This is a genomic window from Thetidibacter halocola (assembly GCF_018224955.1).
In the GTDB taxonomy this organism is placed as follows: Bacteria; Pseudomonadota; Alphaproteobacteria; order Rhodobacterales; family Rhodobacteraceae; genus Thetidibacter; species Thetidibacter halocola.
Genome location: NZ_JAGTUU010000004.1, coordinates 350,817 through 373,764 on the forward strand (window position 1 = coordinate 350,817; position 22,948 = coordinate 373,764).

The following is a 22,948-nucleotide window of genomic DNA, read 5'->3' on the forward strand; positions in this document are numbered from 1 at the left end:
ATGGCACTTGACGCATTCAACGACCAGACCCTGTCCCGCCGCGCGATGAAGGCCGAGCTGCTGGACGCCGAGACCGAATTGCGACTGGCCTATGCCTGGCGCGATCAGCGCGACGAGGCGGCCCTGCACCGCCTGATCACTGCCTACATGCGGCTGGCCATCTCGATGGCCGCCAAGTTCAAGCGCTACGGCGCGCCGATGAACGACCTTATCCAGGAGGCCGGGCTCGGCCTGATGAAGGCGGCGGACAAGTTCGACCCCGACCGCGGCGTGCGCTTTTCGACCTATGCGGTGTGGTGGATCAAGGCGTCGATCCAGGATTACGTGATGCGCAACTGGTCGATGGTGCGAACCGGCTCGACCAGCAGCCAGAAGTCGCTGTTCTTCAACATGCGCCGCGTCCAGGCCCGGCTGGAGCGCGAGGCCGCAGCCTCGGGCGAGATGTTCGACCGGCACCAGCTGCGCCACATGATCGCGACCGAGATCGGCGTGCCGCTGGCCGACGTCGAGATGATGGAAGGCCGCCTGTCCGGCTCCGACTATTCCCTGAACGCCACCCAGTCGGTCGAGGACGAGGGCCGCGAGTGGATCGACGCGCTGGAGGATGACAGCGCGCAAGCCGACGAAATTGTCGAGAACCGCCACGACACAGAACAACTGCGCGAATGGCTGCTGACCGCGCTGAACGGCCTGAACGAACGTGAACGCTTCATCGTGCGCGAGCGCAAGCTGCGCGACGAGGCCCGCACACTGGAAAGCCTCGGTACCGAACTTGGCCTGTCCAAGGAACGTGTCCGCCAGCTCGAGGCGGCGGCCTTTGCCAAGATGCGGAAAGCGCTTGAGGCCCAGAGCAAGGAAGTCGCACACTTCCTCGCATGAAACACATCGTTTTCACGCTCCTACTCGCCCCGACGGCCGCTCTGGCCGCCGGGGCTGACGTGCACTTCCTCGGTGAACAGCATGACAACCCGGCGCATCATGCCCGCCAGGCCGAACGGGTGGCCGAGATAGCGCCGCGCGCCCTGGTCTTCGAGATGTTGACGCAGGACCAAGCCAACCGTATCACACCCGCCCTCATCGCGGACGAGACCGCGCTCGAAGCCACGCTTGGCTGGAACGAGAGCGGCTGGCCCGACTTCTCGATGTATTACCCGATCTTCGCCGCCGCCCCGGAGGCCACCTATTACGGCGCCGCCGTGCCACGCGAACAGGCGCGGCGCATGATGTCTGAAACCGCCGTCGACATCTTTGGTCCCGACGCGTCCCTCTATGGCCTGACCGATCCCCTGCCCGAGGATCAGCAACAGGCGCGCGAGGCGCTGCAACTGGCCGCCCATTGCGACGCCATGCCGGCAGAGATGCTGCCCGTCATGGTCGAGATCCAGCGCCTGCGCGACGCCTTCCTTGCCCGTGCCGCGCTGACCGCGCTCGAGGATCATGGCGCGCCGGTCGCGGTCATCACCGGCAACGGCCATGCCCGCACCGACTGGGGCGCCCCCGCCGCGCTGCGCCTCGCCGCGCCGGACGTGACCTTTCACGCGCTGGGCCAGGGAGAGACCGGCTTTGGCGATCCCGAAGGCGCATTCGACAGCGTCGAGATCACCGACACGGTCGAGCGCGGCGACCCCTGCGCCGCCTTCCAAAAGGACGGCTAGGCGGTCGCAAGATCAAGCTGCGCCGCCACCACGCGCGCCACATCCTCGGGATGCGTGACAGTCAGCATGTGGCCCGCACCGGCCACCACATGGTCGGTCGCACACGGAAGCCGGGCCATCAGGCCACGATGGATATCCGCTATGACGGGCACCGTTTCGGAACCCCGGATCAGCGCCACGGGGCAGGCCAACTGCTCCAGCCTGCCAGCTGCCATCAGGCCGTGGCAGTCGTGCCAGAGCGCAGGTTCGGTCGCCGCGACGAAGGGCATCTGGCGGGCCAGCAGCGCCTGCGCCTCGGACCGCAGGCTGTCCCATTTCACGCCGCCACCCCAGATGCGATTCATCTCGCGCGCTGCCGTGGCCAGGTCGCCTGATCGGGTCGGAGCGTAGAACGCCTCTTCCGCCGCCTGATGCGTGGCGAAACTCGCCGAGCCTCTTGCCGCAGCGAAGAGCACCGGTTCCACCACCGTCAGCGTGGCGATCCGCTCTGGCGCCTCCAGCGCCAGCCGCAAGGCGACAGTGGCACCGAAACTGTGGCCCACCACGTGTATGCCGTCGCGCAACAGGGGGCGAATGGCATCGCAAGCCTGATCGTGCACGTCACGACCGGGCGCAAAGGGCGCGCTGCGACCATGACCCGGCAGGTCGGGCGCCACCATGGTCAGGCGGTCTGCCAGCAGCCGCGCCACGCCTTTCCACATGCCCGAAACGCCCTGCCCGCAATGCAGCAGCAGGGCGCGGTCGGCGCCCTGCCCCATCTCGCGCAGGACCAGCCCTGCCGTCAAAGATCGCCTGCCAGATGGGCATCGAGATCGTCCAGCCGGTCATGGCCCCAGAAGATCTGCCCGCTGTCGACCAGGTAGGTCGGCGCGCCAAAGGCGCCCCGCTCGACCGCTTCATCCAGGTTCTTCGCATAGGTCTCGGCACCGACCAGAAGCCCGCTGTCGGCAAGCTTCGGGTCAAACCCGGCCTCTTCCAGCGCCGCACGGATCACGGCGTCGTCGGCCACGTCCTTGTCCTCGGTCCAGCACGCGCGCAGGATCGCATGCACCAGCGCGCCCAGGTCGCCGCCGCCCGCATTCTGCGCCGCGATGATCGCATAGGCCGAAGGCGCGGCATTGGTCGGCCAGTGCGCCGGCTTCAGGTTCAGCGGCAGGCCGGTCTTCTTCGAGGCGCGGGTCAGTTCCTGTGCCCGCCACGCCTGCCGGTTCGGGTGCCTTTGTGCCGGCGCGGTGCCGCCGGTGCGCGCAAACAGGGCCAGGATGTCCAGGGGTTTGTAGGTGATGGTTGCGCCGTGTTTCGCGGCGATCTGCTCCAGCCTTGTGCCGGCGAGATAGGTGTAGGGCGACAGGGTCGCGAAAAAGTAGTCGATATGGGCCATGGTTCCGCCTCCGCGCGTGTTGCTGGCAGGCAACCTAGGGCCATGCTATGCGCACCGCAACGTCACGAATCCGTCAAGCGCCGAGGCCAGACCATGCCCAACCTGATCGAACCCAAGCTGATCGCAGGGAATGCCAACAAACCGCTGGCCCAGGCCATCGCCCGGCGCATGTCGCTTTATCGCGGGATGAGCGTCTCGCTGGTGAACGCGCGGGTCGAACGGTTCAACGACCAGGAAATCTTCGTCGAGGTCTACGAGAACGTCCGCGGCGAGGACATGTTCATCCTGCAAAGCACGTCGAACCCGGCTAACGACAACCTGATGGAACTTCTGATCATGGCCGACGCGCTGCGCCGGTCCTCGGCGGCCCGGATCACGGCTGTGATCCCCTATTTCGGCTATGCAAGGCAGGACCGCCGCACCAAGGCGCGCACGCCGATCAGCGCCAAGCTGGTGGCGAACATGATGGTCACCTCGGGAATCGAGCGGGTGCTGACGATGGACCTGCACGCGGCGCAGATCCAGGGCTTCTTCGACATCCCGGTGGACAACCTCTATGCCAGCCCGATCTTCGCGCTGGACATCAAGAAGCAGTTCAAGGACCTCTCCGACGTCATGGTGATCTCGCCCGACGTGGGCGGCGTGGCCCGCGCCCGCGAGCTGGCCAAACGCATCGGCGCGCCGCTTTCGATCGTCGACAAGCGCCGCGAAAAGCCCGGCGAAATCGCCGAGATGACCGTCATCGGCGAGGTGACGGGCAAGCGCTGCATCATCGTCGACGACATGTGCGACACCGCGGGCACGCTCTGCAAGGCGGCCGAGGTGCTGATCGAACACGGCGCGACCGAGGTGCACGCCTATATCAGTCACGGCGTTATGTCCGGCCCCGCGGTCGAACGGGTGACGAATTCGGTCATGAAATCCCTCGTGCTGACCGATTCGATCCAGCCCACCGGCCCGATCAGCGAGGCGCCAAACATCCGCGTCCTGCCCACCGCGCCGCTTTTCGCGCAGGCAATCCTGAACATCTGGAACGGCACCAGCGTCTCGTCGCTGTTCGAGACGGAGACGCTCGGCCCGATCTACGAAGGTATTCTCTAAGGTTATATTGGGCCCGCTTCTTCGATTCACGAATACCGCGGGGACGACAGCGCAGCCGACGGCGGGAGACGCACACCCCCCTGGGCTCAGAGCAGTTCCCAGTCGTCCTCGCTGGCAACCTCGCCGATCGCCATCCAGCTCATCCGGACGCGGGCGACACGGGTATCCGACCAGGTCCGGAACACCAGGTCGAACCCGTCCTCCGTAACATTGTCGGCAGCGATGTCGGCGCGCACGTTCGCGCCCTGATCCATGTCCCAGAGCGACAGCGAGACCTGCACGCTAGGCACCTTGCGGAACGGCTCCGAAAAGGCAACGCGCTTGCGCCGCTCGCGCGCGCCCTGCCCCGTCCACATGTCCCCACCCGAGGCGAAATCGGAAAAGACCTCGTCATTGCCCTGATCGACCCCGATCATCGAGCCCACGTACTTCTTCATGCAACGCCTCTCCGTTGCAGCACTCTAAGACCGCCACAAGCGCGCGGTCAATTCTGTCCCGCCGCGTCGAGGGTCAGTGCGCCGACCGCATCCAACCCGACCAGGACGGCATCCACCGCGACGGTCGCCAAGATGATTCCCATCACGCGACTGATGACGCTCGCGCCGGTGTTGCCGAGATAGGGTTTCAATTTCGCCCCCAGCAACAGAAGCCCCAGCGTCAGCAACAGGACCAGCGTCAGAAGCCCGGCAGTCACCACCTGGTCGGCGACCGGGTTGGCGTGGTTATCGGTCAGAACCACGATGGCAAGCATGGCGCCCGGCGAGGCGATCGAGGGCATGGCAAGAGGGAAGACCGCACCGGACAGGTCGTCCCGCCCGGCCTCTGCGATCTCCCGATCGGGTTTGGATTCGCCGAAGATCATCGTCATCGCGAACAGGAACAGCACGATGCCGCCGGCGATCTGGAACGAGCCGAAGCGCAGACCAATCGCCTCGAGCAGGATCTGCCCACCGACCAGGAAGAGCATCAGAACGATCCAGGCGACCAGGACGGCACGGGCGGCGAATTTCCAGTGCAAGGCGACCGGCAAACTGGCGGTTGCAAAGTAGAAGACTGGCAGGCTGCCGATCGGGTCGATGACCACGACCAGCGTAATGAACTCGCGAATGACTTCGGCCCAGGTCATGTGTGTCGCCCGCGTCCTTCGGTTGTGCTTGCAAAAGAAAGGCCCCGGCGACCGTCTCGGTCACCGGGGCCTGGATACTCTGCCGACCGGATCAGAGAGACGGCTGCTTGGGGTCCAGCCCGATATGGGAGCCGACCGCCACCATGTCCATCAGCAGCTTGGCCGCGTCGTCGACGGGGCCCGGCTCGTTCGGATAGGCTTCCTTGGTCTGCTGGTAGGCGCGCTGCGCCTCGTCCACCAGCGCCTCGTAGGTCGCCTGGTCCATGTCCTCGCGTGGCAGGGCCTTTTCGGCCAGAACCGACAGGCTTTCACCGATCTCGGCAAAGCCGCCAGTGACCACGAACTGCCTGGTGCCTTCGGTGGTTTCCACCGTCAGCAGACCGGGACGCAGCGTGGTGATCGTGGGCGCATGGTTCGGCATGGCGGTCATGTCGCCATCCGAGCCCGGGATCTGGACCGCCGTCACCTGCGCCGAGAGCAGCTTGCGCTCGGGAGAGACGAGGTCGAACTTCATCGTGTCCGCCATGTGAAACTCCTTTCACATCGGGAGTGCCCGGAGGCACTCCCAAAGGGTTGGATCAGGCAGCGTCTGCGGCCAGCTTCTCGGCCTTGGCGATCACCTCTTCGATGCCGCCGACCATGTAGAAGGCCGCCTCGGGCAGGTGGTCGTATTCGCCGGCCACGACGGCCTTGAACGACTTGATCGTGTCTTCCAGCGGAACCTGAATGCCGTCCGAGCCGGTGAATACCTTGGCCACGTCGAAGGGTTGCGACAGGAAGCGCTGGATCTTGCGCGCGCGGCTGACGGTCAGCTTGTCCTCTTCGGACAGTTCGTCCATCCCGAGGATGGCGATGATGTCCTGCAGCGACTTGTAGCGCTGGAGGATCCCCTGCACGTCACGTGCGACCTGGTAGTGCTCTTCGCCGACGATCTGCGGATCCATCAGGCGCGAGGACGAGTCGAGCGGGTCCACGGCCGGGTAGATGCCCAGTTCCGAGATCGCGCGCGACAGAACGGTCGTTGCGTCGAGGTGGGCGAAGGTCGTGGCAGGCGCCGGGTCGGTGAGGTCGTCCGCGGGAACGTAGACGGCCTGGATCGACGTGATCGAGCCGTTCTTGGTCGAGGTGATGCGTTCCTGCATCGCGCCCATGTCGGTCGCCAGCGTCGGCTGGTAGCCCACGGCCGACGGGATACGGCCCAGAAGTGCGGACACCTCGGAACCGGCCTGCGTGAAGCGGAAGATGTTGTCGACGAAGAACAGAACGTCGGTGCCGGATGCGTCGCGGAACTGCTCGGCCAGGGTCAGGCCGGTCAGCGCCACGCGGGCACGCGCGCCCGGAGGCTCGTTCATCTGGCCGTAGACCAGCGCCACCTGCGATTCCGACAGGTTGTCGGGCTTGATGACGTTGGATTCGATCATCTCGTGATAGAGGTCGTTGCCTTCGCGGGTCCGTTCACCCACACCTGCGAACACCGAGTAGCCCGAGTGCACCTTGGCGATGTTGTTGATCAGTTCCATGATCAGAACCGTCTTGCCCACGCCGGCGCCGCCGAACAGGCCGATCTTGCCGCCCTTGGAATAGGGCGCCAGCAGGTCGATGACCTTGATACCGGTGACGAGGATTTCCGACTCGGTCGACTGCTCGGAGAAGGCCGGGGCCTCGGCATGGATCGGGCGGTATTCATCCGCCTCGACCGGGCCACCTTCGTCCACGGGCTCACCCACGACGTTCAGGATGCGGCCCAGCGTTGCCGTGCCGACCGGAACCGAGATCGGCGAGCCGGTGTCGACCACTTCCTGGCCGCGGACCAGACCTTCGGTCGCGTCCATTGCGATGGTGCGGACGGTGTTCTCGCCCAGATGCTGCGCCACTTCGAGAACCAGTTTCTTGCCCTGGTTCTCGGTGTTCAGCGCGTTCAGGATTTCCGGCAGGTGATCTTCGAACTGAACGTCGACCACGGCGCCAATCACCTGCGTGATCTTGCCTTTTGCGTTTGCCATGTTTCGTCTCCGATTTCCTTAGAGCGCCTCGGCGCCCGAAATGATTTCGATCAGCTCGTTGGTGATGACAGCCTGACGCGAACGGTTGTATTCGATCGTCAGCCGGTCGATCATGTCGCCCGCGTTTCGGGTCGCATTGTCCATCGCGCTCATCCGTGCGCCCTGTTCCGACGCCGCATTCTCCAGCAGGGCCGAGAAGATCTGAGTCGCGACACCGCGCGGCAGCAGATCGGCGAGGATCGATTCCTCGTCCGGCTCGTAGTCGTAGAGCGTGCTCGCACCGTCCTGGTGATCCTCGGCCGTCCCGTAGGAAGCGGGGATCACCTGCTGGGCGCGCGGCTCCTGGCTGATGACAGAGTTGAACTTGGCGTAGAAGATCGTCGCCACGTCGAACTCGGCATTGTCAAAGCGTGCCAGAACATCCCGCGCGATGTCCTGCGCGTTGCCGTAGCCGAGGCGCTTGACGTCGCTAAGGTCGACATGGCCGACGAAGAGCGCCGCATGGTCGCGCTTGAGCTGCTCGCGGCCCTTCTTGCCGACGGTCAGGATCTTGACCGTCTTGCCCTTGGCCTTGAGCTCGGCAATCCGGGTCTTGGCCAGCTTGACGATGTTCGAGTTGAAGCCGCCGCACAGGCCGCGTTCGGCGGTCAGAACCACCAGCAGCTGCACGTCGTCCTTGCCGGTCCCCGCCAAGAGGCGGGGAGCGCTGTCACTGTCTCCGACCGACGTGGCCAGCGACGCCATCACCGCGTTGAAGCGTTCCGCATAGGGGCGGGCCGCCTCGGCCGCGTCCTGTGCCCGCCGCAGTTTCGCGGCGGCCACCATCTGCATGGCCTTGGTGATCTTGCGGGTCGACTTGACCGACGCGATCCTGTTTTTCAGGTCCTTGAGGTTGGGCATCGGATGATCCTCTTACGAGAAGTCCGAGGCGAATTCAGTCAGCACGGCCCGGATTTTCTGTTCGGCGTCGCCCTTGATCTTGGGGTCTTCCTTGGTGATCCACTCGAGCAGGTCTGCGTGCTTGCCGCGAACATGGGCCAGCAGGCCCTTTTCGAAGCGGCCGACATCCTTGACCGGAACCTTGTCCAGGTAGCCCATGGTGCCGGCGCAGATCACGACGACGATCTCGGCGTTGGTCAGGGGCGAATACTGCGCCTGCTTCATCAGTTCGGTCAGGCGCGAGCCGCGGTTCAGCAGCTGCTGGGTGGCGGCGTCGAGGTCGGAACCGAACTGCGCAAAGGCAGCCATTTCACGATACTGGGCCAGCGACAGCTTGATCGGGCCGGCAACCGATTTCATCGAGTTGGTCTGGGCCGACGAGCCCACGCGCGACACCGACAGACCGGTGTTCACGGCCGGGCGGATGCCCTGGTAGAACAATTCGGTCTCCAGGAAGATCTGGCCGTCGGTAATCGAGATCACGTTGGTCGGGATAAAGGCCGACACGTCGCCGCCCTGGGTCTCGATGATCGGCAACGCGGTCAGCGAACCGGCGCCATTGTCCTCGTTCAGCTTGGCCGAACGCTCGAGCAGGCGCGAGTGCAGGTAGAAGACGTCGCCCGGATAGGCTTCGCGGCCCGGCGGACGGCGCAGCAGCAGCGACATCTGACGATAGGCGACGGCCTGCTTGGAAAGGTCATCGTAGATGATCAGCGCATGGCGACCGTTGTCGCGGAAGTGTTCCGCCATCGCGGTCGCGGAGTAGGGCGCCAGGAATTGCATCGGGGCCGGGTCGGACGCGGTTGCGGCCACGACGATCGTGTAGTCGATCGCGCCGGTTTCCTCGAGCTTCTTGACCAGCTGCGCCACGGTCGAGCGCTTCTGGCCCACGGCGACGTAGATGCAATACAGCTTCTTGCTCTCGTCGTCGCCGGCGGCGTCGTTGTAGGACTTCTGGTTCAGGATCGCGTCGAGCGCCACGGCGGTCTTGCCGGTCTGGCGGTCGCCGATGATCAGCTCGCGCTGGCCGCGGCCGATCGGGATCATGGCATCGACGGCCTTGAGGCCGGTCGCCATCGGCTCGTGCACAGACTTGCGCGGGATGATGCCCGGCGCCTTGACGTCGGCGACGCGGCGCTCGGTGGTGTTGATCGGGCCCTTGCCGTCCAGCGGGTTGCCGAGGCCGTCCACGACACGGCCCAGCAGCTCGTCACCGGCGGGCACGTCCACGATGGCGTTCGTCCGCTTGACAGTGTCGCCTTCCTTGATGTCCCGGTCCGAGCCGAAGATCACGATACCGACGTTGTCGGTCTCGAGGTTCAGCGCCATCCCCATGATGCCACCGGGGAACTCGACCATCTCGCCGGCCTGGATGTTGTCGAGGCCGTAGACGCGGGCGATACCGTCACCGACGGACAGCACGCGGCCTACCTCGGCGACTTCGGCCTCCTGGCCAAAGTTCTTGATCTGGTCCTTTAGGATCGCAGAAATCTCGGCTGCTTGGATACCCATTTATCCGACCTCTTTCATTGCATTCTGGAGGGAGTTGAGCTTGGCGCGGATCGAGGTGTCGATCATCTTCGAGCCCATCTTGACGACAAGACCGCCGATGAGGGTTTCATCCACGGTCGCATTGATCTTGACGTCCTGGCCGACGTTGGCCTTGAGCGTCTCGGCGAGTTTCTTGACCTGGGTGGCGGTCAGCGCCTTGGCCGACACGACATCGGCCGTCACTTCGCCCTTTTCCTTGGCGATCATCTCGCGCAGGCGGACGATCATCGCGGGCACGACGAACAGGCGACGCTTGGACGCCATCAGGCCCAGAACGCTGGTCATCGCGGGAATCAGGCCCATCTTGGTCGCGATCGCGGTGATCGCGCCCCCCTGCGCCTCGCGCGAGTAGATAGGGGATTTCAGCAGGTCGCGCAGGTCCTTGCTTTCGGCAAGTGCTGCCGAAAGGTCGTCGAGATTGGCTTCAAGCTTTGCAAGGTCCTTGGATTCCTTGACGATCTCGAAGACGGCGGTGGCATAGCGCTCGGCGATGCCGGAGGAAATCGATGCTGATTCAGACACGTCCACCCTTCCGATATGCTGCCCCCGTGGCGCACCGGTCTCCCGGGCGCCCGAGGGCGTTTTACAGCCTTGTGTGACCCAAGGCACAAATATCGCGGCGGATGTAGCAGAGCCTTCCCCACCTCGCAACATGGTAACGGGATATAAGGGATTCCACGATATTTCGTGTTTTCAGTCGGTTAGGCGAAGTTATCGCAAACTGCGACCTTTCGTGCCGCCGCAATGCGGCAAAAAATGTGGACCCGGCGCCGGTTTCGCGCGCAGAATCCCGCGAAACCGCTTCGGATCAGACCGGTTTCGGCGCCTTGCCGGGGCTCAGAACCTCCAGCGGATTGGGGATGCGCACCGCCTGCCCGACGCCGCGGCGCGTCGGCGGATGCTTCTTCGACGCCAGCACCAGCATCACGCCCCCCGCCATGATCGCCGGGATCGCGCGCCCCGTGCCTTCCCACAGCTGCGCCGTCCGCATCCAGAAACGGCGGGTCGACGGCGGCTGATACAGCACCGACAGATGCGCCTCGGGGACGAAATCGTGGCGTTTCAGCTGCGTCTCGAGTTGGCCCAGCGAATAGGGTCGACCATAACCGAAAGGCGTGCGGTCGGAGCGCGCCCATAGCCCCGAACGGTTGGGCAGCACGAACAGCGCCTCGCCGCCCGGCCCCAGAACGCGGTAACACTCGTCCAGCAGTTCCGAGGCCCGCTCGGACGTCTCGAGCCCGTGCATCAGCACCAGCCGGTCAACGTGACCCGTTTCCAGCGGCCAGGACGTTTCCTCGCACAGGACGGACACATTGGGCAGCCCGCCACCCGGCCAGGCCATCACGCCCTGGGGCGCGGGCATCAGCGCGATCACCCGGCGCGACTCCTTCAGGAAGGGCCGCAGAAGCGGCACGGCGAAACCGTAGCCCGCCACCGTTCGGCCCTGTGTCTCGGGCCAGAAGCGCACGACCTCGTCACGGATGATCTTCTGTGCGGCGCGGCCCAGCGCGCTGCGGTAGTAGAAATCGCGCAGGGTCTGCACGTCCAGATGCATTGCGGCCCCCGCCCCAAGGTGTTTGACTGGTGGCAGTCTGACAAAGCCCGGAAGGAAAGGCCATGCCCCTCGACATCGTGACGATCCCCTGCCTCTCCGACAACTACGCCTACCTCGTCCAGGGGCCAGACGGTGTTTGCCTGGTCGACGCGCCCGAGGCCGGCCCGATCGTCGATGCGCTGACCGCGCGGGGCTGGACGCTCGACACGATCCTGATCACGCACCACCACCACGACCACGTCGGCGGCGTCGAGGAATTGCGCGCGCGCTATGGCTGCAAGGTCATGGGCCCCAAGGCCGAAGAGGCCAAGCTGCCGCCGCTGGACATGGCGCTGGAGGAGGGCATGAACGGCGGCGAGGGCGATGCGTATACCGTGCCGCTGATGGTTCCGGGCCACACGCTGGGCCACATGGCCTTCCATTTCCCGAAGGCCAGGGCGGTCTTTACCGCGGACAGCCTGATGGCCTGCGGCTGCGGCCGCGTGTTCGAAGGCACGCCCGAGATGATGTGGCAGAGCCTGTCGAAACTGGCAGCCCTGCCGCCCGAGACCATGGTGTATTCCGGGCACGAATACACAACATCGAACATCCGTTTCGCATTGACCATTGAAGCCGGGAACGAAGCGCTTAAATTTCGTGCAGAGGCTGTGGCGCAAGCGCGCGGCCGGGGCGAACCCACCGCTCAGGTGCCCCTGTCGCTGGAACTGGAAACAAACCCTTTCCTGCGTGCGTCGAACCCGCTGGTAAAGGCCGCGCTGGGGATGAAAACCGCCAGTGACGCCAAGGTTTTCGCAGAGATCCGCAGCCGCAAGGACCGGTTCTGACCAGACGCACGGCAAATGACCGGTCCGCCATGATTTGTGATACAGTCAAGAAAAGAAAAAACTTGAAGACAGGGGCCAATCGACCAAACTTTAACCTAGAGAGGCAATGCTGATCCACACGGACCCAGCGCAGACAAGAGGAGCACAATCGTGCCTTCATTCTCGACGACCCTAGAGCAGGCAATCCATTCGGCGCTGGCGCTGGCCAATTCGCGCAGCCACGAATTTGCGACGCTCGAGCACCTGTTGCTCGCGCTGATCGACGAACCCGACGCGGCCCGCGTGATGAAAGCTTGCTCTGTCGATACCGAAGAGCTGCGCACCACCCTGGTCGAATTCGTCGACGAGGACCTGGCCAACCTCGTGACCGACATCGAAGGGTCCGAGGCGGTGCCGACCGCCGCTTTCCAGCGCGTGATCCAGCGCGCCGCAATCCATGTCCAGTCCTCCGGCCGGACGGAAGTGACGGGCGCCAACGTGCTGGTCGCCATCTTCGCCGAGCGCGAGAGCAACGCGGCCTACTTCCTCCAGGAACAGGACATGACCCGGTATGACGCGGTGAACTTCATCGCGCATGGCGTGGCCAAGAACCCGGCCTATGGCGAAAGCCGCCCGGTGCAGGGCGCGACCGAGGCCGAGGAGGAAAGCCAGCAGGCCGAAGCGGCACAGGGCGGGTCCGACAAGGAATCCGCATTGGGCAAGTATTGCGTCGACCTGAACGCCAAATCGCGCAAGGGCGACATTGACCCGCTGATCGGCCGCGAACACGAGGTCGAGCGTTGCATCCAGGTGCTGTGCCGCCGGCGCAAGAACAACCCGCTGCTGGTCGGCGATCCCGGCGTCGGCAAGACCGCCATCGCCGAGGGACTGGCGCGAAAGATCGTCTCGGGCGAGGTGCCCGAGGTGCTGGCCAAGGCCACGATCTACAGCCTCGACATGGGCGCGCTGCTGGCCGGCACCCGCTATCGCGGCGATTTCGAGGAGCGGCTGAAGGCCGTGGTGCAGGAACTCGAGGAGCATCCCGACGCGGTGCTCTTCATCGACGAGATCCACACCGTGATCGGCGCCGGCGCGACCTCGGGTGGGGCGATGGACGCCTCGAACCTGCTCAAGCCCGCACTTCAGGGCGGCAAGCTGCGCACCATGGGCTCGACCACCTACAAGGAGTTCCGCCAGCACTTCGAAAAGGATCGCGCGCTGTCGCGCCGGTTCCAGAAGATCGACGTGAACGAGCCCTCGGTCGAGGACACGATCAAGATCCTGAAGGGGCTGAAGCCCTATTTCGAGGATCACCACTCCGTCAAGTATACCGGCGACGCGATCAAGTCGGCGGTTGAGCTGTCGGCGCGCTACATCAACGATCGCAAGCTGCCAGACAAGGCAATCGACGTGATCGACGAGGCAGGGGCGGCCCAGCACCTGCTGGCCGCAAGCAAGCGGCGCAAGTCCATCGGCCAGAAGGAGATCGAGGCCGTCGTGGCAAAGATCGCCCGCATCCCGCCGAAGAACGTCTCCAAGGATGATGCCGAGTTGCTGAAAGACCTGGAGAACACGCTCAAGCGCGTGGTCTTCGGCCAGGATGCCGCGATCGAGGCACTGTCGAGCGCAATCAAGCTGGCCCGTGCCGGCCTGCGTGAGCCCGAAAAGCCCATCGGCAACTACCTGTTCGCCGGCCCGACCGGCGTGGGCAAGACCGAGGTGGCCAAGCAATTGGCGACGTCGCTGGGTGTCGAACTGCTGCGCTTCGACATGTCGGAATACATGGAGAAGCACGCGGTTTCCCGCCTGATCGGCGCGCCTCCGGGCTATGTCGGTTTCGACCAGGGCGGGCAGCTGACCGATGGCGTCGACCAGCATCCGCATTGCGTTCTGCTGCTGGACGAGATCGAGAAGGCGCACCCGGATGTCTACAACATCCTGCTTCAGGTGATGGACCACGGCACGTTGACCGACCACAACGGTCGGACGGTGGATTTCCGCAACGTGATCCTCATCATGACCTCGAACGCGGGCGCTGCCGAACAGGCCAAGGCCGCGATCGGGTTCGGCCGCGACCGCCGCGAGGGCGAGGATACCGCCGCGATCGAGCGGACCTTCACGCCGGAATTCCGCAACCGTCTGGACGCGGTCATCAGCTTTGCGCCGCTGCCCAAGTCGGTGATCCTGCAAGTGGTCGAAAAGTTCGTGCTGCAACTCGAGGCTCAGCTGATGGATCGCAACGTGACCATCGAACTGACCAAGCCTGCCGCCGAGTGGCTGGGCGACAAGGGCTATGACGACAAGATGGGCGCGCGCCCGCTGGGCCGCGTGATCCAGGAACACATCAAGAAGCCGCTGGCCGAGGAACTGCTGTTCGGCAAGCTGGCGAAGGGTGGCGTCGTCAAGGTCGGGGTCAAGGATGGCCAGATCGAGCTGAAGATCGACGGCCCGGACAAGCCGCGCCTCGGTTCGAAAAAGCCACCGCTGCTGACGGCGGAATGAGGGCTGCGCTCCTCATCACGGTTCTCTCCGCCGCGGGATCCCTCGCGGCGGAGCCGTTTCTGAGCCTGCCCATCGACTGTGTTCCCGGCACGACCTGCTTCATCGAGGATTACGTCGATGCCGATCCCGGGCCGGGGCAATCGGACTACATGTGCGGTGCGAAATCCCGCGACGACCATCGCGGCACCGACATCGCCCTGCCCGATTTTGCCGCGATGGAGGCAGGCGTGAACGTGCTGGCCGCCGCCTCCGGCGTGGTCGAGGCGACCCGCGACGGCATGACCGACCGGATCCTGACACCCGAAAACGCGTCCTCGGTCGAGGGGCGGGAATGCGGCAACGCGGTGCGGATCGGGCATGAAAACGGGTTGAAGACACTGTATTGCCACATGGCGCAGGGATCGATCGGCGTGCACTCGGGCGACCGGGTGCAGGCCGGTCAGCCCATCGGGCGCGTTGGCCTGTCGGGACAGACGACCTATCCCCATGTCCATATCAGCGTGCTGAATGCCGACGGGTCCGAGGTCGATCCCTTCGCACCGGGTGCCGCGCGCTGCGGCGAGGCGCAGGAGACGCTCTGGCTCGATCCGATCCCCTATGACCGCAGCGGCCTGTTCACCGCCGGTTTCAGCGACGGCGTGCCCGGCTTCGACGCGGTGCGCAGCGGCGATGCCCGCCGCGCCAAGATCGGGCGGGACGCACCCCTGGTGCTGTATGGCTACGCCTTTCACGCCGAAACCGGCGACCGGATGCTGATGCGGGTCGAGGGGCCGGGCGGCGCCCTGTTCGATCACGAGGAAACCATCGACGAGGGCAAGGCGCAGTTGTTCCGCGCCTTTGGCCGCCGCGCGCCAGAGGGCGGATGGCCCCCCGGTGCCTATCGCGGCTTCGTCACCGTCCTACGCGGCGACCGGCTGATCGCGGCGCGCCACGCCGATGTCACGGTGCCCTGACCTGCGACTTGCCCGCGCCGCGGGCTTCGGCCACTCTGCGCCGGAAGAAGGCGAGCAACCATGCAGGACAGACCCCGCAACCCCTGGGCCCGCGCCAGCGGCACGGTCGAAACCGCCCCGGCGGACGAGCCCGTCAAGCCAGCCGACCCGTCCGCGCCTGCCCAGGACACGCTGCAAGGCGCTTTTGTCGGGCGTGGGCGGCCGCTGTTCTGGCTCGCGCTACGCACTGGCGGGCTCACGGTGCTGACTCTCGGCTTCTACCGCTTCTGGATGAAGACGCGCCTGCGCCGCTGGTATTGGTCGTCGATCCGCATCGGCGGCGTGCCGCTGGAATATGTCGGCGATCCGCTGGAAAAGCTGCTGGGCTTTCTCTTTGCGGTGGTCATCCTCGCCTTTTACATCGGCGTGGTGAACCTGCTGCTGATGTTCGCCAGCTTCGCGCTGCTGCAAGGCAATGTCGCCGCCTACCTGCTGTCCTTCGTGGGTGTGATCCCGCTGTGGTTCTACGCCCAGTACCGCGCCCGCCGATACGTGCTGGCCCGCACCCGCTGGCGCGGGCTGCGCTTCGGGCTGGAGCCGGGGGCCTGGGGCTATGCCGCGCGCGCACTGGGGCACTGGCTGCTGACCCTGCTCAGCCTTGGCCTGCTCTGGCCGCGAATGACCTTCAAGCTGGAGCAATACCGCACCGACCGGACCTTTTTCGGCGACCGGCGGCTGCACCAGGGCGGAGGCTGGACGATGCTGTTTCCGGCGCTGAAATGGATCGCGCTTGCGCTGCTGCTGGGCCTGGTCGCGACAGGCGCGCTTGGCTCGGGCGCGGGCGGTCTGTCGTTCCTGCTGTTCCTGCTGGCCGGCATCCTGATGCTCTACGGGCTGGCCTATTACCGGGTCGAAACCCTGGTCCGCCTGACCGCGACCAAGACGTTGGACGGCGTGGGCCTGCGCTTGGCGGCCAGCCCGCGCAAGGTGCTGCGCATTCACCTGGTCGGCTACCTGCTGTCGGGCCTCGGCATCGCGCTGCCGGCTTCGGTGCTGGGCGCGCTGTTCGTCTTCGTCCAGTCGGCCGAGACGCTGGCCGACATGGGGCTCGACAGCCTGCCTTGGGCCGGGCTGGACCGCTGGGTTCTGGTGCTGCTGGGGGTGGCGCTGTATTTCTCGATCTTCCTGATCTGGTCGGCGCTGACCCACGCCCTGATCACCATGCCGCTGACGCGCCATTATGCCCAGGGCCTGCAACTGACCGGCTCCGGCGGGCTTGCCGCGATCCGCCAGCGCCCCCGCGACGAGCATATCGAGGCCGAAGGCTTTGCCGAGGCGCTGGACGTGGGAGCCTCGTTGTGACCGGGTTCGAGACAAGGGCCATCCATTTCGACGGGCAAAGCGCCGAGCCGCGCGACATCCGGCTTCAGCTCGACCCGGCGCGGCGCAGCCTGACCGGGCCGGGTGTGAACTGGCCATTGGACGAGGTCCGCGAAGTGCCCGACCAGGGCGGCGCGGACCTGCTGATCCTGCGGCGCGCGGACGACGCGGTGCAACGGCTGATCCTGCCCGACCGGTCGCTGGCCGCGCAGCTGCCAAGGCGCACCGCACCGGTGCCCGCCGTGCAACGTCGCCAGATCTGGATCTGGGCGGCGGCAGCGGTGGCCTCGGTCGCGCTGATCGTCTTCGTTCTGGTGCCGAAGATGGCCGACCAGCTGGCGGTGTTCATCCCGCCCGAAGGCGAGCGCGCGCTCGGCGAGGTCACTTTGTCCCAGATCCGTAGCGCGCTGGACGAAAGCGGAACGCAGTCGGTAGGCTTTTGCACCGCGCCCGCGGGCCTGGCCGCGCTGCAAAGGATGGAGGCCCGGCTGGCCGCCGCGATGCCCGAGGGCCAGCCCCTGTCCGTGCACGTGCTGGACCACAAGATGGTCAACGCCTTCGCGCTGCCCGGCGGCTATGTCGTGTTCTTTCGTGGCCTGATCGACGAGGCCGGTAGCCCCGAGGAGGTCGCCGCCGTCTTCGCCCACGAGATCGGCCATGTGGTCAGCCGCGATCCCACCCGGCACGCACTGCGCTCGGCCGGGTCAATCGGGGTGCTGGGGCTGGTCTTTGGCGATTTCGCCGGTGGCGCCCTGGTGCTGTTCCTCGCCGAGCGGTTGATCGACGCGCAATACAGCCAGTCGGCCGAGGCCGCCGCCGATGCCTTTGCCGCCGACCTGCTGCTGGCGGCGGGCCTACCGCCGGATGCGCTGGCCGAGATGTTCGAGCGGTTCCGCAGGCTGGGCGGCGACGACGAAGGCATCATGGCGCATTTCATGGCCCATCCCCGGCTGGGCGACCGCATCGCTGCGGCGCGCACCGCCACGCCACCGGACTTTGCCGCGACACCGCTGCTGAACGATGACGAATGGCGGGCGTTGAAGGCGATCTGCGGCTGATTCCATGCCGCAGCGCGGAAAACGCGGCGTCGGATGGCGCCAACGTGACGTTTTTTCACTGTTTCGCCCGGGACGCCCGCGCTATCACCTGCCGGGAAAGGCGCGGGACCGCCCCGCGCGCATCTGAAGGGAAGGAACGCCGATGAAGGTTTTGGTGCCTGTCAAACGCGTGATCGATTACAACGTGAAGGTTCGCGTGAAGGCGGACGGAAGCGGTGTCGATCTCGCCAACGTCAAGATGTCGATGAACCCGTTCGACGAAATCGCCGTCGAGGAGGCGATCCGCCTGAAGGAAGCCGGCAAGGCGGATGAAGTCATCGCCGTCTCGATCGGCGTCAAGCAAGCGCAGGAAACCCTGCGCACCGCGCTGGCGATGGGCGCCGACCGCGCCATCCTGATCGTCGCCGCCGACGACGTGCACCAGGACATCGAACCGCTGGCCGTGGCCAAGATTCTTGCCAAGGTCGTCGCAGACGAGCAGCCGGGTCTCGTGCTCTGCGGCAAGCAGGCGATCGACAACGACATGAACGCCACCGGCCAGATGCTGGCGGCGCTGCTGGGCTGGAGCCAAGCGACGTTCGCCAACAAGGTCGATGTCGACGGCGACCACGCCGTGGTCACGCGCGAGGTGGATGGCGGCCTTCAGACGGTGAAGGTCAAGATGCCGGCGGTAATCTCTGCCGACCTGCGCCTGAACGAACCGCGCTATGCCACGTTGCCGAACATCATGAAGGCCAAGAAGAAGCCGCTGGTCGAGCAGACCGCCGCCGACCTCGGCGTCGATGTCGCGCCGCGGCTGACCGTGGTCAAGACCTCGGAACCGGCGACGCGCGCGGCGGGGATCAAGGTGGGCTCTGTGGACGAGCTGGTGGCGAAACTCAAAGAGAAGGGGGTTGTGTGATGGCGGTTCTTCTTTTGGCGGAGGTCGCGGGGGGCGCACTGGCGACCGACGCCGTGGCCAAGACCCTGACGGCTGTGGCGCCGCTGGGCGAGGTGCATGTGCTGGTCGCCGGCCAAGGTGGCGATGCGGCGGCGGCCGAGGCCGCGACGCTGCAAGGCGTGTCCAAGGTTCTGTTCGCCGGTGATCACGGCTTTTGCCACATGCTGGCCGAGCCGGTGGCAGAGTTGGTCGTGGGCATGGCGGGCACCTACAGCCACATCGTGGCGCCTGCGACCACCGACGCCAAGAACATCCTGCCGCGCGTCGCCGCGCTGCTGGACGTGATGGTTCTGACCGACGTGACCGCCGTGGTCGACGCCGACACGTTCGAGCGCCCGATCTACGCCGGCAACGCGATCCAGACGGTGAAATCCGGCGACACGGTCAAGGTCCTGTCGGTGCGCACCTCGGCCTTCGAGGCGGCAGGCGCAGGCAATGCCGCCCCGGTCGAGGCGGTCGGCACCACTGCCTCCACGGGCCTGAGCGAATGGGTCGAGGACAAGGTGGCCGAAAGCGACCGTCCCGAACTGACCTCGGCCAAGATCGTCGTCTCGGGCGGTCGCGGCGTGGGTTCGGAAGACGATTTCGCGCTGATCGAGAAGCTGGCGGACAAGCTGGGCGCCGCCGTGGGTGCGTCCCGCGCCGCCGTCGACTCGGGCTTTGCCCCGAACGACTGGCAGGTCGGCCAGACCGGCAAGGTCGTGGCGCCGGACCTGTATATCGCCGTCGGCATCTCGGGCGCGATCCAGCACCTGGCGGGCATGAAGGACAGCAAGGTCATCGTCGCGATCAACAAGGACGAAGAGGCGCCGATCTTTCAGGTGGCCGATTATGGCCTAGTCGCCGACCTGTTCCAGGCCGTGCCGGAACTGACCGACAAGCTCTGAGCGTCGCGCCATTGCGCGCCATCGGGCCCGCCCTGAAAGGGGCGGGCCCTTTTCATGCGGCGTCGCGGCGCAGATGGGGGCGCAGCACAGGCAAGAGCGCCTCTGCCGCCTCATGGTGGGCGCGCGGCCCCAGGAGCAACGCCGCCGCCTCGGCCTCGTTCTCGGCAAAGACCATGCCCTGCGTGCCGTCGCATAGAGCCTGGTCGGAACAGGGCACCTCGACCAGGTCGGCGGCATGCGGCCGCACCGCGTCGAGCATGGCCCGGGTGATGAACAGCGGGTCGTGCCGCAGGTCGGGAACCTCGTGGTCCGGCGGGGCGTGGTCGGCAAACCACAACAGCACCACGGGCGCCTCGAGAACCATCAGAATGTGCCGCATCCGCGCCACCCAGGCGGTGCGCAATTCGGCGACGACCTGACCGTAACGCTCCTGAGACAATTGAGCCAGGTGGCCAAGCATGTGGCGAATGAAGTGGAATTCGGTAAAGTCGACCTCGGGATACAGCTGGCACAGCCGGTCGGACGCCCGCAGGAAGCGGTCGTTGCGCCGGGGATGCACCTGGTAGAAGCGGTTCGACATGTTCTGCGCGCCGAGGATCTGCAGGATCCGCACCCGAGCCTGCGCCGCGATTCCCAGGACGTCGGCGTCGTTCAGGAACAGATCCAGTCCCGCATTCGTCAGGCCGAAATTCACACAGCCCGGGGCGACCCGCCCTTGCAGCAGCGCCGGGAACGGCGTCGGGATGAAGCGGCCATAGGTCTCGGTGCCGCCCAGAAAAGTAATGTAGTCCTGCGTCAGATCCGGCGACGGCCCGCGGAACAGGACGCGCGAACTGCCGTATCGGCAATGCTGGTAATTGAGGCCGTCACCGGCCCTTCGCTGGAATGCCATGTCATTCCCCCATTCGTCTCACCCTCGACAAGAATCGGTCCAAATCATTGAGGAACAGCTAAAGCTTCAGTTTGCCGAGAAGTTTAGCGACCTGCCCTTGCGGCCCGCCCGACGCCGGGCCTATGGTTGCCGCGACGCGGACCAGGGGAAGGCGCAGGATGGAGATCAGATCGGTTGGCGTGGTTGGCGCCGGGCAGATGGGCAACGGGATCGCGCACGTCATGGCGCTGGCCGGCTACGAGGTCTGTCTGAACGATATCGACCAAGGCGCGCTGGACAAAGCGCTGGCGCTGATCACCAGGAACCTCGACCGCCAGGTGAGCCGCGAAAAGATCAGCGCCGCCGAGCGTGACACCGCCCTCGCCCGCATCCGCACCTCCCTTTCCCTCCGGGACGTGGCCCAGACCGACCTGGTGATCGAGGCCGCGACCGAACGCGAAGAGGTCAAGCACAAGATCTTCGAGGCGCTGCTGCCCGATCTCAAGCCCGAAACGATCCTGACCTCGAACACCTCGTCGATCTCGATCACCCGTCTGGCCAGCCGCACCGACCGGCCCGAACGCTTCATGGGTTTTCATTTCATGAACCCGGTGCCGGTGATGCAGTTGGTCGAGCTGATCCGCGGCATCGCGACCGACAAGGACACCTATGAAAGCTGCCTGAGCGTGGTCGAACGGCTGGGCAAGACCGCCGCCAGCGCCGAAGACTTTCCCGCCTTCATCGTTAACCGCATCCTGATGCCGATGATCAACGAGGCGGTCTATACGCTGTACGAAGGCGTGGGCAACGTGAACTCGATCGACCAGTCGATGAAGCTGGGCGCGAACCATCCGATGGGACCGCTCGAACTGGCGGATTTCATCGGGCTGGACACCTGCCTGGCCATCATGAACGTGCTGCATGAGGGGCTGGCGGATACGAAATACCGCCCCTGCCCGCTGCTGACCAAGTATGTCGAGGCCGGCTGGCTGGGCCGCAAGACACAGCGCGGCTTCTACGATTACCGGGGCGAGGTTCCGGTGCCGACACGCTAGGCGTCAGTCCTCTTTCAGGCCCAGGGTCAGATCCCGCAGCCAGGAAACGAATTCGCGCTGGCCGCCGGCAAAACTACGGATCTCGTCTGGGTGGATCGGCGTGCCGACCACCGGTTTCTGCGGCCGGTTGCAGGCATGCACGACCTCGTGGATCAGCAGGCCTTGCCGGATCGTCGGCGAGACCTTGTTCGCGATCTGGTAGGCGCGGCTGTTCTGGCCCGGGAAAAAGATCGGAACCACCGTCGCGCCCGAGCGCTGGATCATCTTGGCGGTGAACGGGTTCCAGCCCGCTTCGATCGCCGGGCCGAACCAGGTCGCGGCATTGGCCACCACGCCCGAGGGGAACAGCACGATGACGCCGCCCTGTTTCAGATGGGTCATGGCACGGGCGCGCATTTCGAGGCTCTGCTCGCGCGCGTCATCCTCGTGCGGGAAGGGGACCGGGATCATGAACTCCTCGATCTCCTTCACCCCGGTCAGCAGCGAGCGGGTCAGGATCTTGTAATCCGTGCGCACCTGGCCGATCAGCCGGGCCAGGACCATGCCATCGACGAGGCCATGCGGATGGTTCGCCACCACGATCACCGGGCCGGTCGCGGGAATGTGGGCGATCTGCTCGGCCGGGGTCAGCAGGTCGATCCCCATGATGTCCAGCGCCTGCGTCCAGAAGGCCTGCCCCTCGGCCGGGCCCATGCGCTCGAACCGGCGGACCATGCGCAACAGCGGGATCTTGCCCGTCAGCCATTCCATCGCCCGGATGGTGTTGGCTTTCCACGGGTTGGTGAAGGTATTTGCGTAGCTGATCTGGCGCTTGTCGTAGGGCGCGTTCGAGGGCGGCGCGACAGGCGCCTTGCGTCCGGCGGTCGTCGGATAGCTGCCTTCCACCATTCCGTTGCGCCCCGTCACAATCGCCGGGCCCTTGTCCCGGTCAGCACTCTTCCCCGAACCGATCGGCGACAAGTGCCTCGATGGCATCGGCCAGCGCCTGCGCATCCGGTCCGGAGGTCTGAACCTTGATAGAGGTTCCTTTTGCGGCTGCCAACATCAAAAGGCCCATGATGCTGTCGCCACTGGCCGACATGCCGTCCCGGCTGACCTCGGCCCGCGCGTCGAAACCTTCCACGACCTCGACCAGCTTGGCGGAAGCCCGGGCATGCAGCCCCTTTTCGTTCACGATCTTCAGGACGCGTTGGACAGTTTCAGTCATGC

The 22,948-nt window shown here is 65.6% G+C and carries 24 protein-coding genes; 11 read left to right on the forward strand and 13 right to left on the reverse strand.

Going from position 1 to position 22,948, the window contains the following annotated elements:
• Both KB874_RS11710 and KB874_RS11715 read left to right on the forward strand, forming a co-directional pair.
• On the forward strand, window positions 1-879 hold the full coding sequence (locus KB874_RS11710; RefSeq protein WP_212536722.1) for an RNA polymerase factor sigma-32: 879 nt from the start codon (window positions 1-3) through the stop codon (window positions 877-879).
• Window positions 876-1,655, forward strand: coding sequence for a ChaN family lipoprotein (locus KB874_RS11715; RefSeq protein ID WP_212536723.1), 780 nt, complete (start codon window positions 876-878; stop codon window positions 1,653-1,655). The genes KB874_RS11710 and KB874_RS11715 overlap by 4 nt, the downstream gene beginning before the upstream one ends.
• On the opposite strand, the gene KB874_RS11720 is transcribed toward KB874_RS11715, so the two are convergent.
• Together KB874_RS11720 and KB874_RS11725 are read right to left on the reverse strand one after the other, a co-directional pair.
• Window positions 1,652-2,440, reverse strand: coding sequence for an alpha/beta fold hydrolase (locus KB874_RS11720; protein WP_212536724.1), 789 nt, complete (start codon window positions 2,438-2,440; stop codon window positions 1,652-1,654). The genes KB874_RS11715 and KB874_RS11720 overlap by 4 nt on opposite strands.
• On the reverse strand, window positions 2,437-3,036 hold the full coding sequence (locus tag KB874_RS11725; RefSeq protein WP_212536725.1) for a 2-hydroxychromene-2-carboxylate isomerase: 600 nt from the start codon (window positions 3,034-3,036) through the stop codon (window positions 2,437-2,439). Before KB874_RS11725 ends, KB874_RS11720 begins: the two co-directional genes overlap by 4 nt.
• Window positions 3,037-3,129: 93 nt before the next feature.
• On the opposite strand from KB874_RS11725, the gene KB874_RS11730 reads away from it, so the two are divergent.
• A complete protein-coding gene (locus KB874_RS11730) occupies window positions 3,130-4,137 on the forward strand; it encodes a ribose-phosphate pyrophosphokinase (protein WP_212536726.1) in 1,008 nt (335 codons plus the stop codon).
• Window positions 4,138-4,223: 86 nt separating this feature from the next.
• Here KB874_RS11730 and KB874_RS11735 read toward each other — a convergent pair whose 3' ends face one another.
• The 8 genes from KB874_RS11735 to KB874_RS11770 form a co-directional block, all read right to left on the reverse strand.
• Entirely contained in the window at window positions 4,224-4,574 is a 351-nt protein-coding gene (locus KB874_RS11735) for an H-type lectin domain-containing protein (protein WP_212536727.1), read from the reverse strand.
• A gap of 47 nt (window positions 4,575-4,621) precedes the next feature.
• Window positions 4,622-5,263 carry a MarC family protein gene (locus tag KB874_RS11740; RefSeq protein WP_212536728.1) on the reverse strand — a complete coding sequence of 214 codons (642 nt, stop codon included), beginning with the start codon at window positions 5,261-5,263 and terminating at the stop codon, window positions 4,622-4,624.
• A gap of 91 nt (window positions 5,264-5,354) precedes the next feature.
• Window positions 5,355-5,789: a F0F1 ATP synthase subunit epsilon gene (locus tag KB874_RS11745; RefSeq protein ID WP_212536729.1), complete on the reverse strand. Its 435-nt coding sequence runs from the start codon at window positions 5,787-5,789 to the stop codon at window positions 5,355-5,357.
• Window positions 5,790-5,841: 52 nt separating this feature from the next.
• Window positions 5,842-7,266, reverse strand: coding sequence for a F0F1 ATP synthase subunit beta (atpD, locus tag KB874_RS11750; RefSeq protein WP_212536730.1), 1,425 nt, complete (start codon window positions 7,264-7,266; stop codon window positions 5,842-5,844).
• An 18-nt stretch (window positions 7,267-7,284) separates the two neighbouring features.
• A complete protein-coding gene (locus KB874_RS11755; protein WP_212536731.1) occupies window positions 7,285-8,166 on the reverse strand; it encodes a F0F1 ATP synthase subunit gamma in 882 nt (293 codons plus the stop codon).
• A gap of 12 nt (window positions 8,167-8,178) precedes the next feature.
• Window positions 8,179-9,717 (reverse strand): F0F1 ATP synthase subunit alpha, encoded by a 1,539-nt coding sequence (gene atpA / locus KB874_RS11760; RefSeq protein WP_212536732.1) that lies wholly within the window; start codon window positions 9,715-9,717, stop codon window positions 8,179-8,181.
• Window positions 9,718-10,284: a F0F1 ATP synthase subunit delta gene (locus tag KB874_RS11765; protein WP_346346541.1), complete on the reverse strand. Its 567-nt coding sequence runs from the start codon at window positions 10,282-10,284 to the stop codon at window positions 9,718-9,720. It lies immediately after the preceding gene.
• Between the two features lie 280 nt (window positions 10,285-10,564).
• The gene (locus KB874_RS11770; RefSeq protein WP_212536734.1) at window positions 10,565-11,311 is read right to left on the reverse strand and encodes a methyltransferase domain-containing protein; all 747 of its coding nucleotides are present in this window, start codon (window positions 11,309-11,311) and stop codon (window positions 10,565-10,567) included.
• A 62-nt stretch (window positions 11,312-11,373) separates the two neighbouring features.
• On the opposite strand from KB874_RS11770, the gene gloB reads away from it, so the two are divergent.
• The 7 genes from gloB (at window position 11,374) to KB874_RS11805 (ending at window position 19,813) form a co-directional block, all read left to right on the forward strand.
• Complete coding sequence (gene gloB, locus KB874_RS11775) at window positions 11,374-12,135, forward strand: hydroxyacylglutathione hydrolase (protein ID WP_212536735.1); 762 nt, start codon at window positions 11,374-11,376, stop codon at window positions 12,133-12,135.
• A 150-nt stretch (window positions 12,136-12,285) separates the two neighbouring features.
• On the forward strand, window positions 12,286-14,616 hold the full coding sequence (gene clpA, locus KB874_RS11780; RefSeq protein WP_212536736.1) for an ATP-dependent Clp protease ATP-binding subunit ClpA: 2,331 nt from the start codon (window positions 12,286-12,288) through the stop codon (window positions 14,614-14,616).
• A complete protein-coding gene (locus tag KB874_RS11785) occupies window positions 14,613-15,569 on the forward strand; it encodes a M23 family metallopeptidase (protein WP_212536737.1) in 957 nt (318 codons plus the stop codon). Before clpA ends, KB874_RS11785 begins: the two co-directional genes overlap by 4 nt.
• Before the next feature lie 60 nt (window positions 15,570-15,629).
• Window positions 15,630-16,910: a DUF898 family protein gene (locus tag KB874_RS11790; protein ID WP_212536738.1), complete on the forward strand. Its 1,281-nt coding sequence runs from the start codon at window positions 15,630-15,632 to the stop codon at window positions 16,908-16,910.
• The gene (locus KB874_RS23300; protein ID WP_212536739.1) at window positions 16,907-17,986 is read left to right on the forward strand and encodes a M48 family metallopeptidase; all 1,080 of its coding nucleotides are present in this window, start codon (window positions 16,907-16,909) and stop codon (window positions 17,984-17,986) included. The genes KB874_RS11790 and KB874_RS23300 overlap by 4 nt, the downstream gene beginning before the upstream one ends.
• A 142-nt stretch (window positions 17,987-18,128) precedes the next feature.
• Window positions 18,129-18,887 (forward strand): electron transfer flavoprotein subunit beta/FixA family protein, encoded by a 759-nt coding sequence (locus tag KB874_RS11800; protein ID WP_212536740.1) that lies wholly within the window; start codon window positions 18,129-18,131, stop codon window positions 18,885-18,887.
• Window positions 18,887-19,813: an electron transfer flavoprotein subunit alpha/FixB family protein gene (locus KB874_RS11805; RefSeq protein WP_212536741.1), complete on the forward strand. Its 927-nt coding sequence runs from the start codon at window positions 18,887-18,889 to the stop codon at window positions 19,811-19,813. Before KB874_RS11800 ends, KB874_RS11805 begins: the two co-directional genes overlap by 1 nt.
• A 52-nt stretch (window positions 19,814-19,865) precedes the next feature.
• On the opposite strand, the gene KB874_RS11810 is transcribed toward KB874_RS11805, so the two are convergent.
• Entirely contained in the window at window positions 19,866-20,705 is an 840-nt protein-coding gene (locus KB874_RS11810) for a DUF6473 family protein (RefSeq protein ID WP_212536742.1), read from the reverse strand.
• A 158-nt stretch (window positions 20,706-20,863) separates the two neighbouring features.
• Between KB874_RS11810 and KB874_RS11815 the strand changes: the two genes are divergently transcribed.
• Window positions 20,864-21,739 carry a 3-hydroxybutyryl-CoA dehydrogenase gene (locus KB874_RS11815; protein WP_212536743.1) on the forward strand — a complete coding sequence of 292 codons (876 nt, stop codon included), beginning with the start codon at window positions 20,864-20,866 and terminating at the stop codon, window positions 21,737-21,739.
• Between the two features lie 3 nt (window positions 21,740-21,742).
• On the opposite strand, the gene KB874_RS11820 is transcribed toward KB874_RS11815, so the two are convergent.
• Window positions 21,743-22,627, reverse strand: coding sequence for a lysophospholipid acyltransferase family protein (locus KB874_RS11820; protein ID WP_212536744.1), 885 nt, complete (start codon window positions 22,625-22,627; stop codon window positions 21,743-21,745).
• 40 nt (window positions 22,628-22,667) lie between these two features.
• Window positions 22,668-22,946, reverse strand: a complete 279-nt coding sequence (locus KB874_RS11825; RefSeq protein WP_212536745.1) for an HPr family phosphocarrier protein — start codon at window positions 22,944-22,946, stop codon at window positions 22,668-22,670.
• Window positions 22,947-22,948 lie beyond the last annotated feature (2 nt).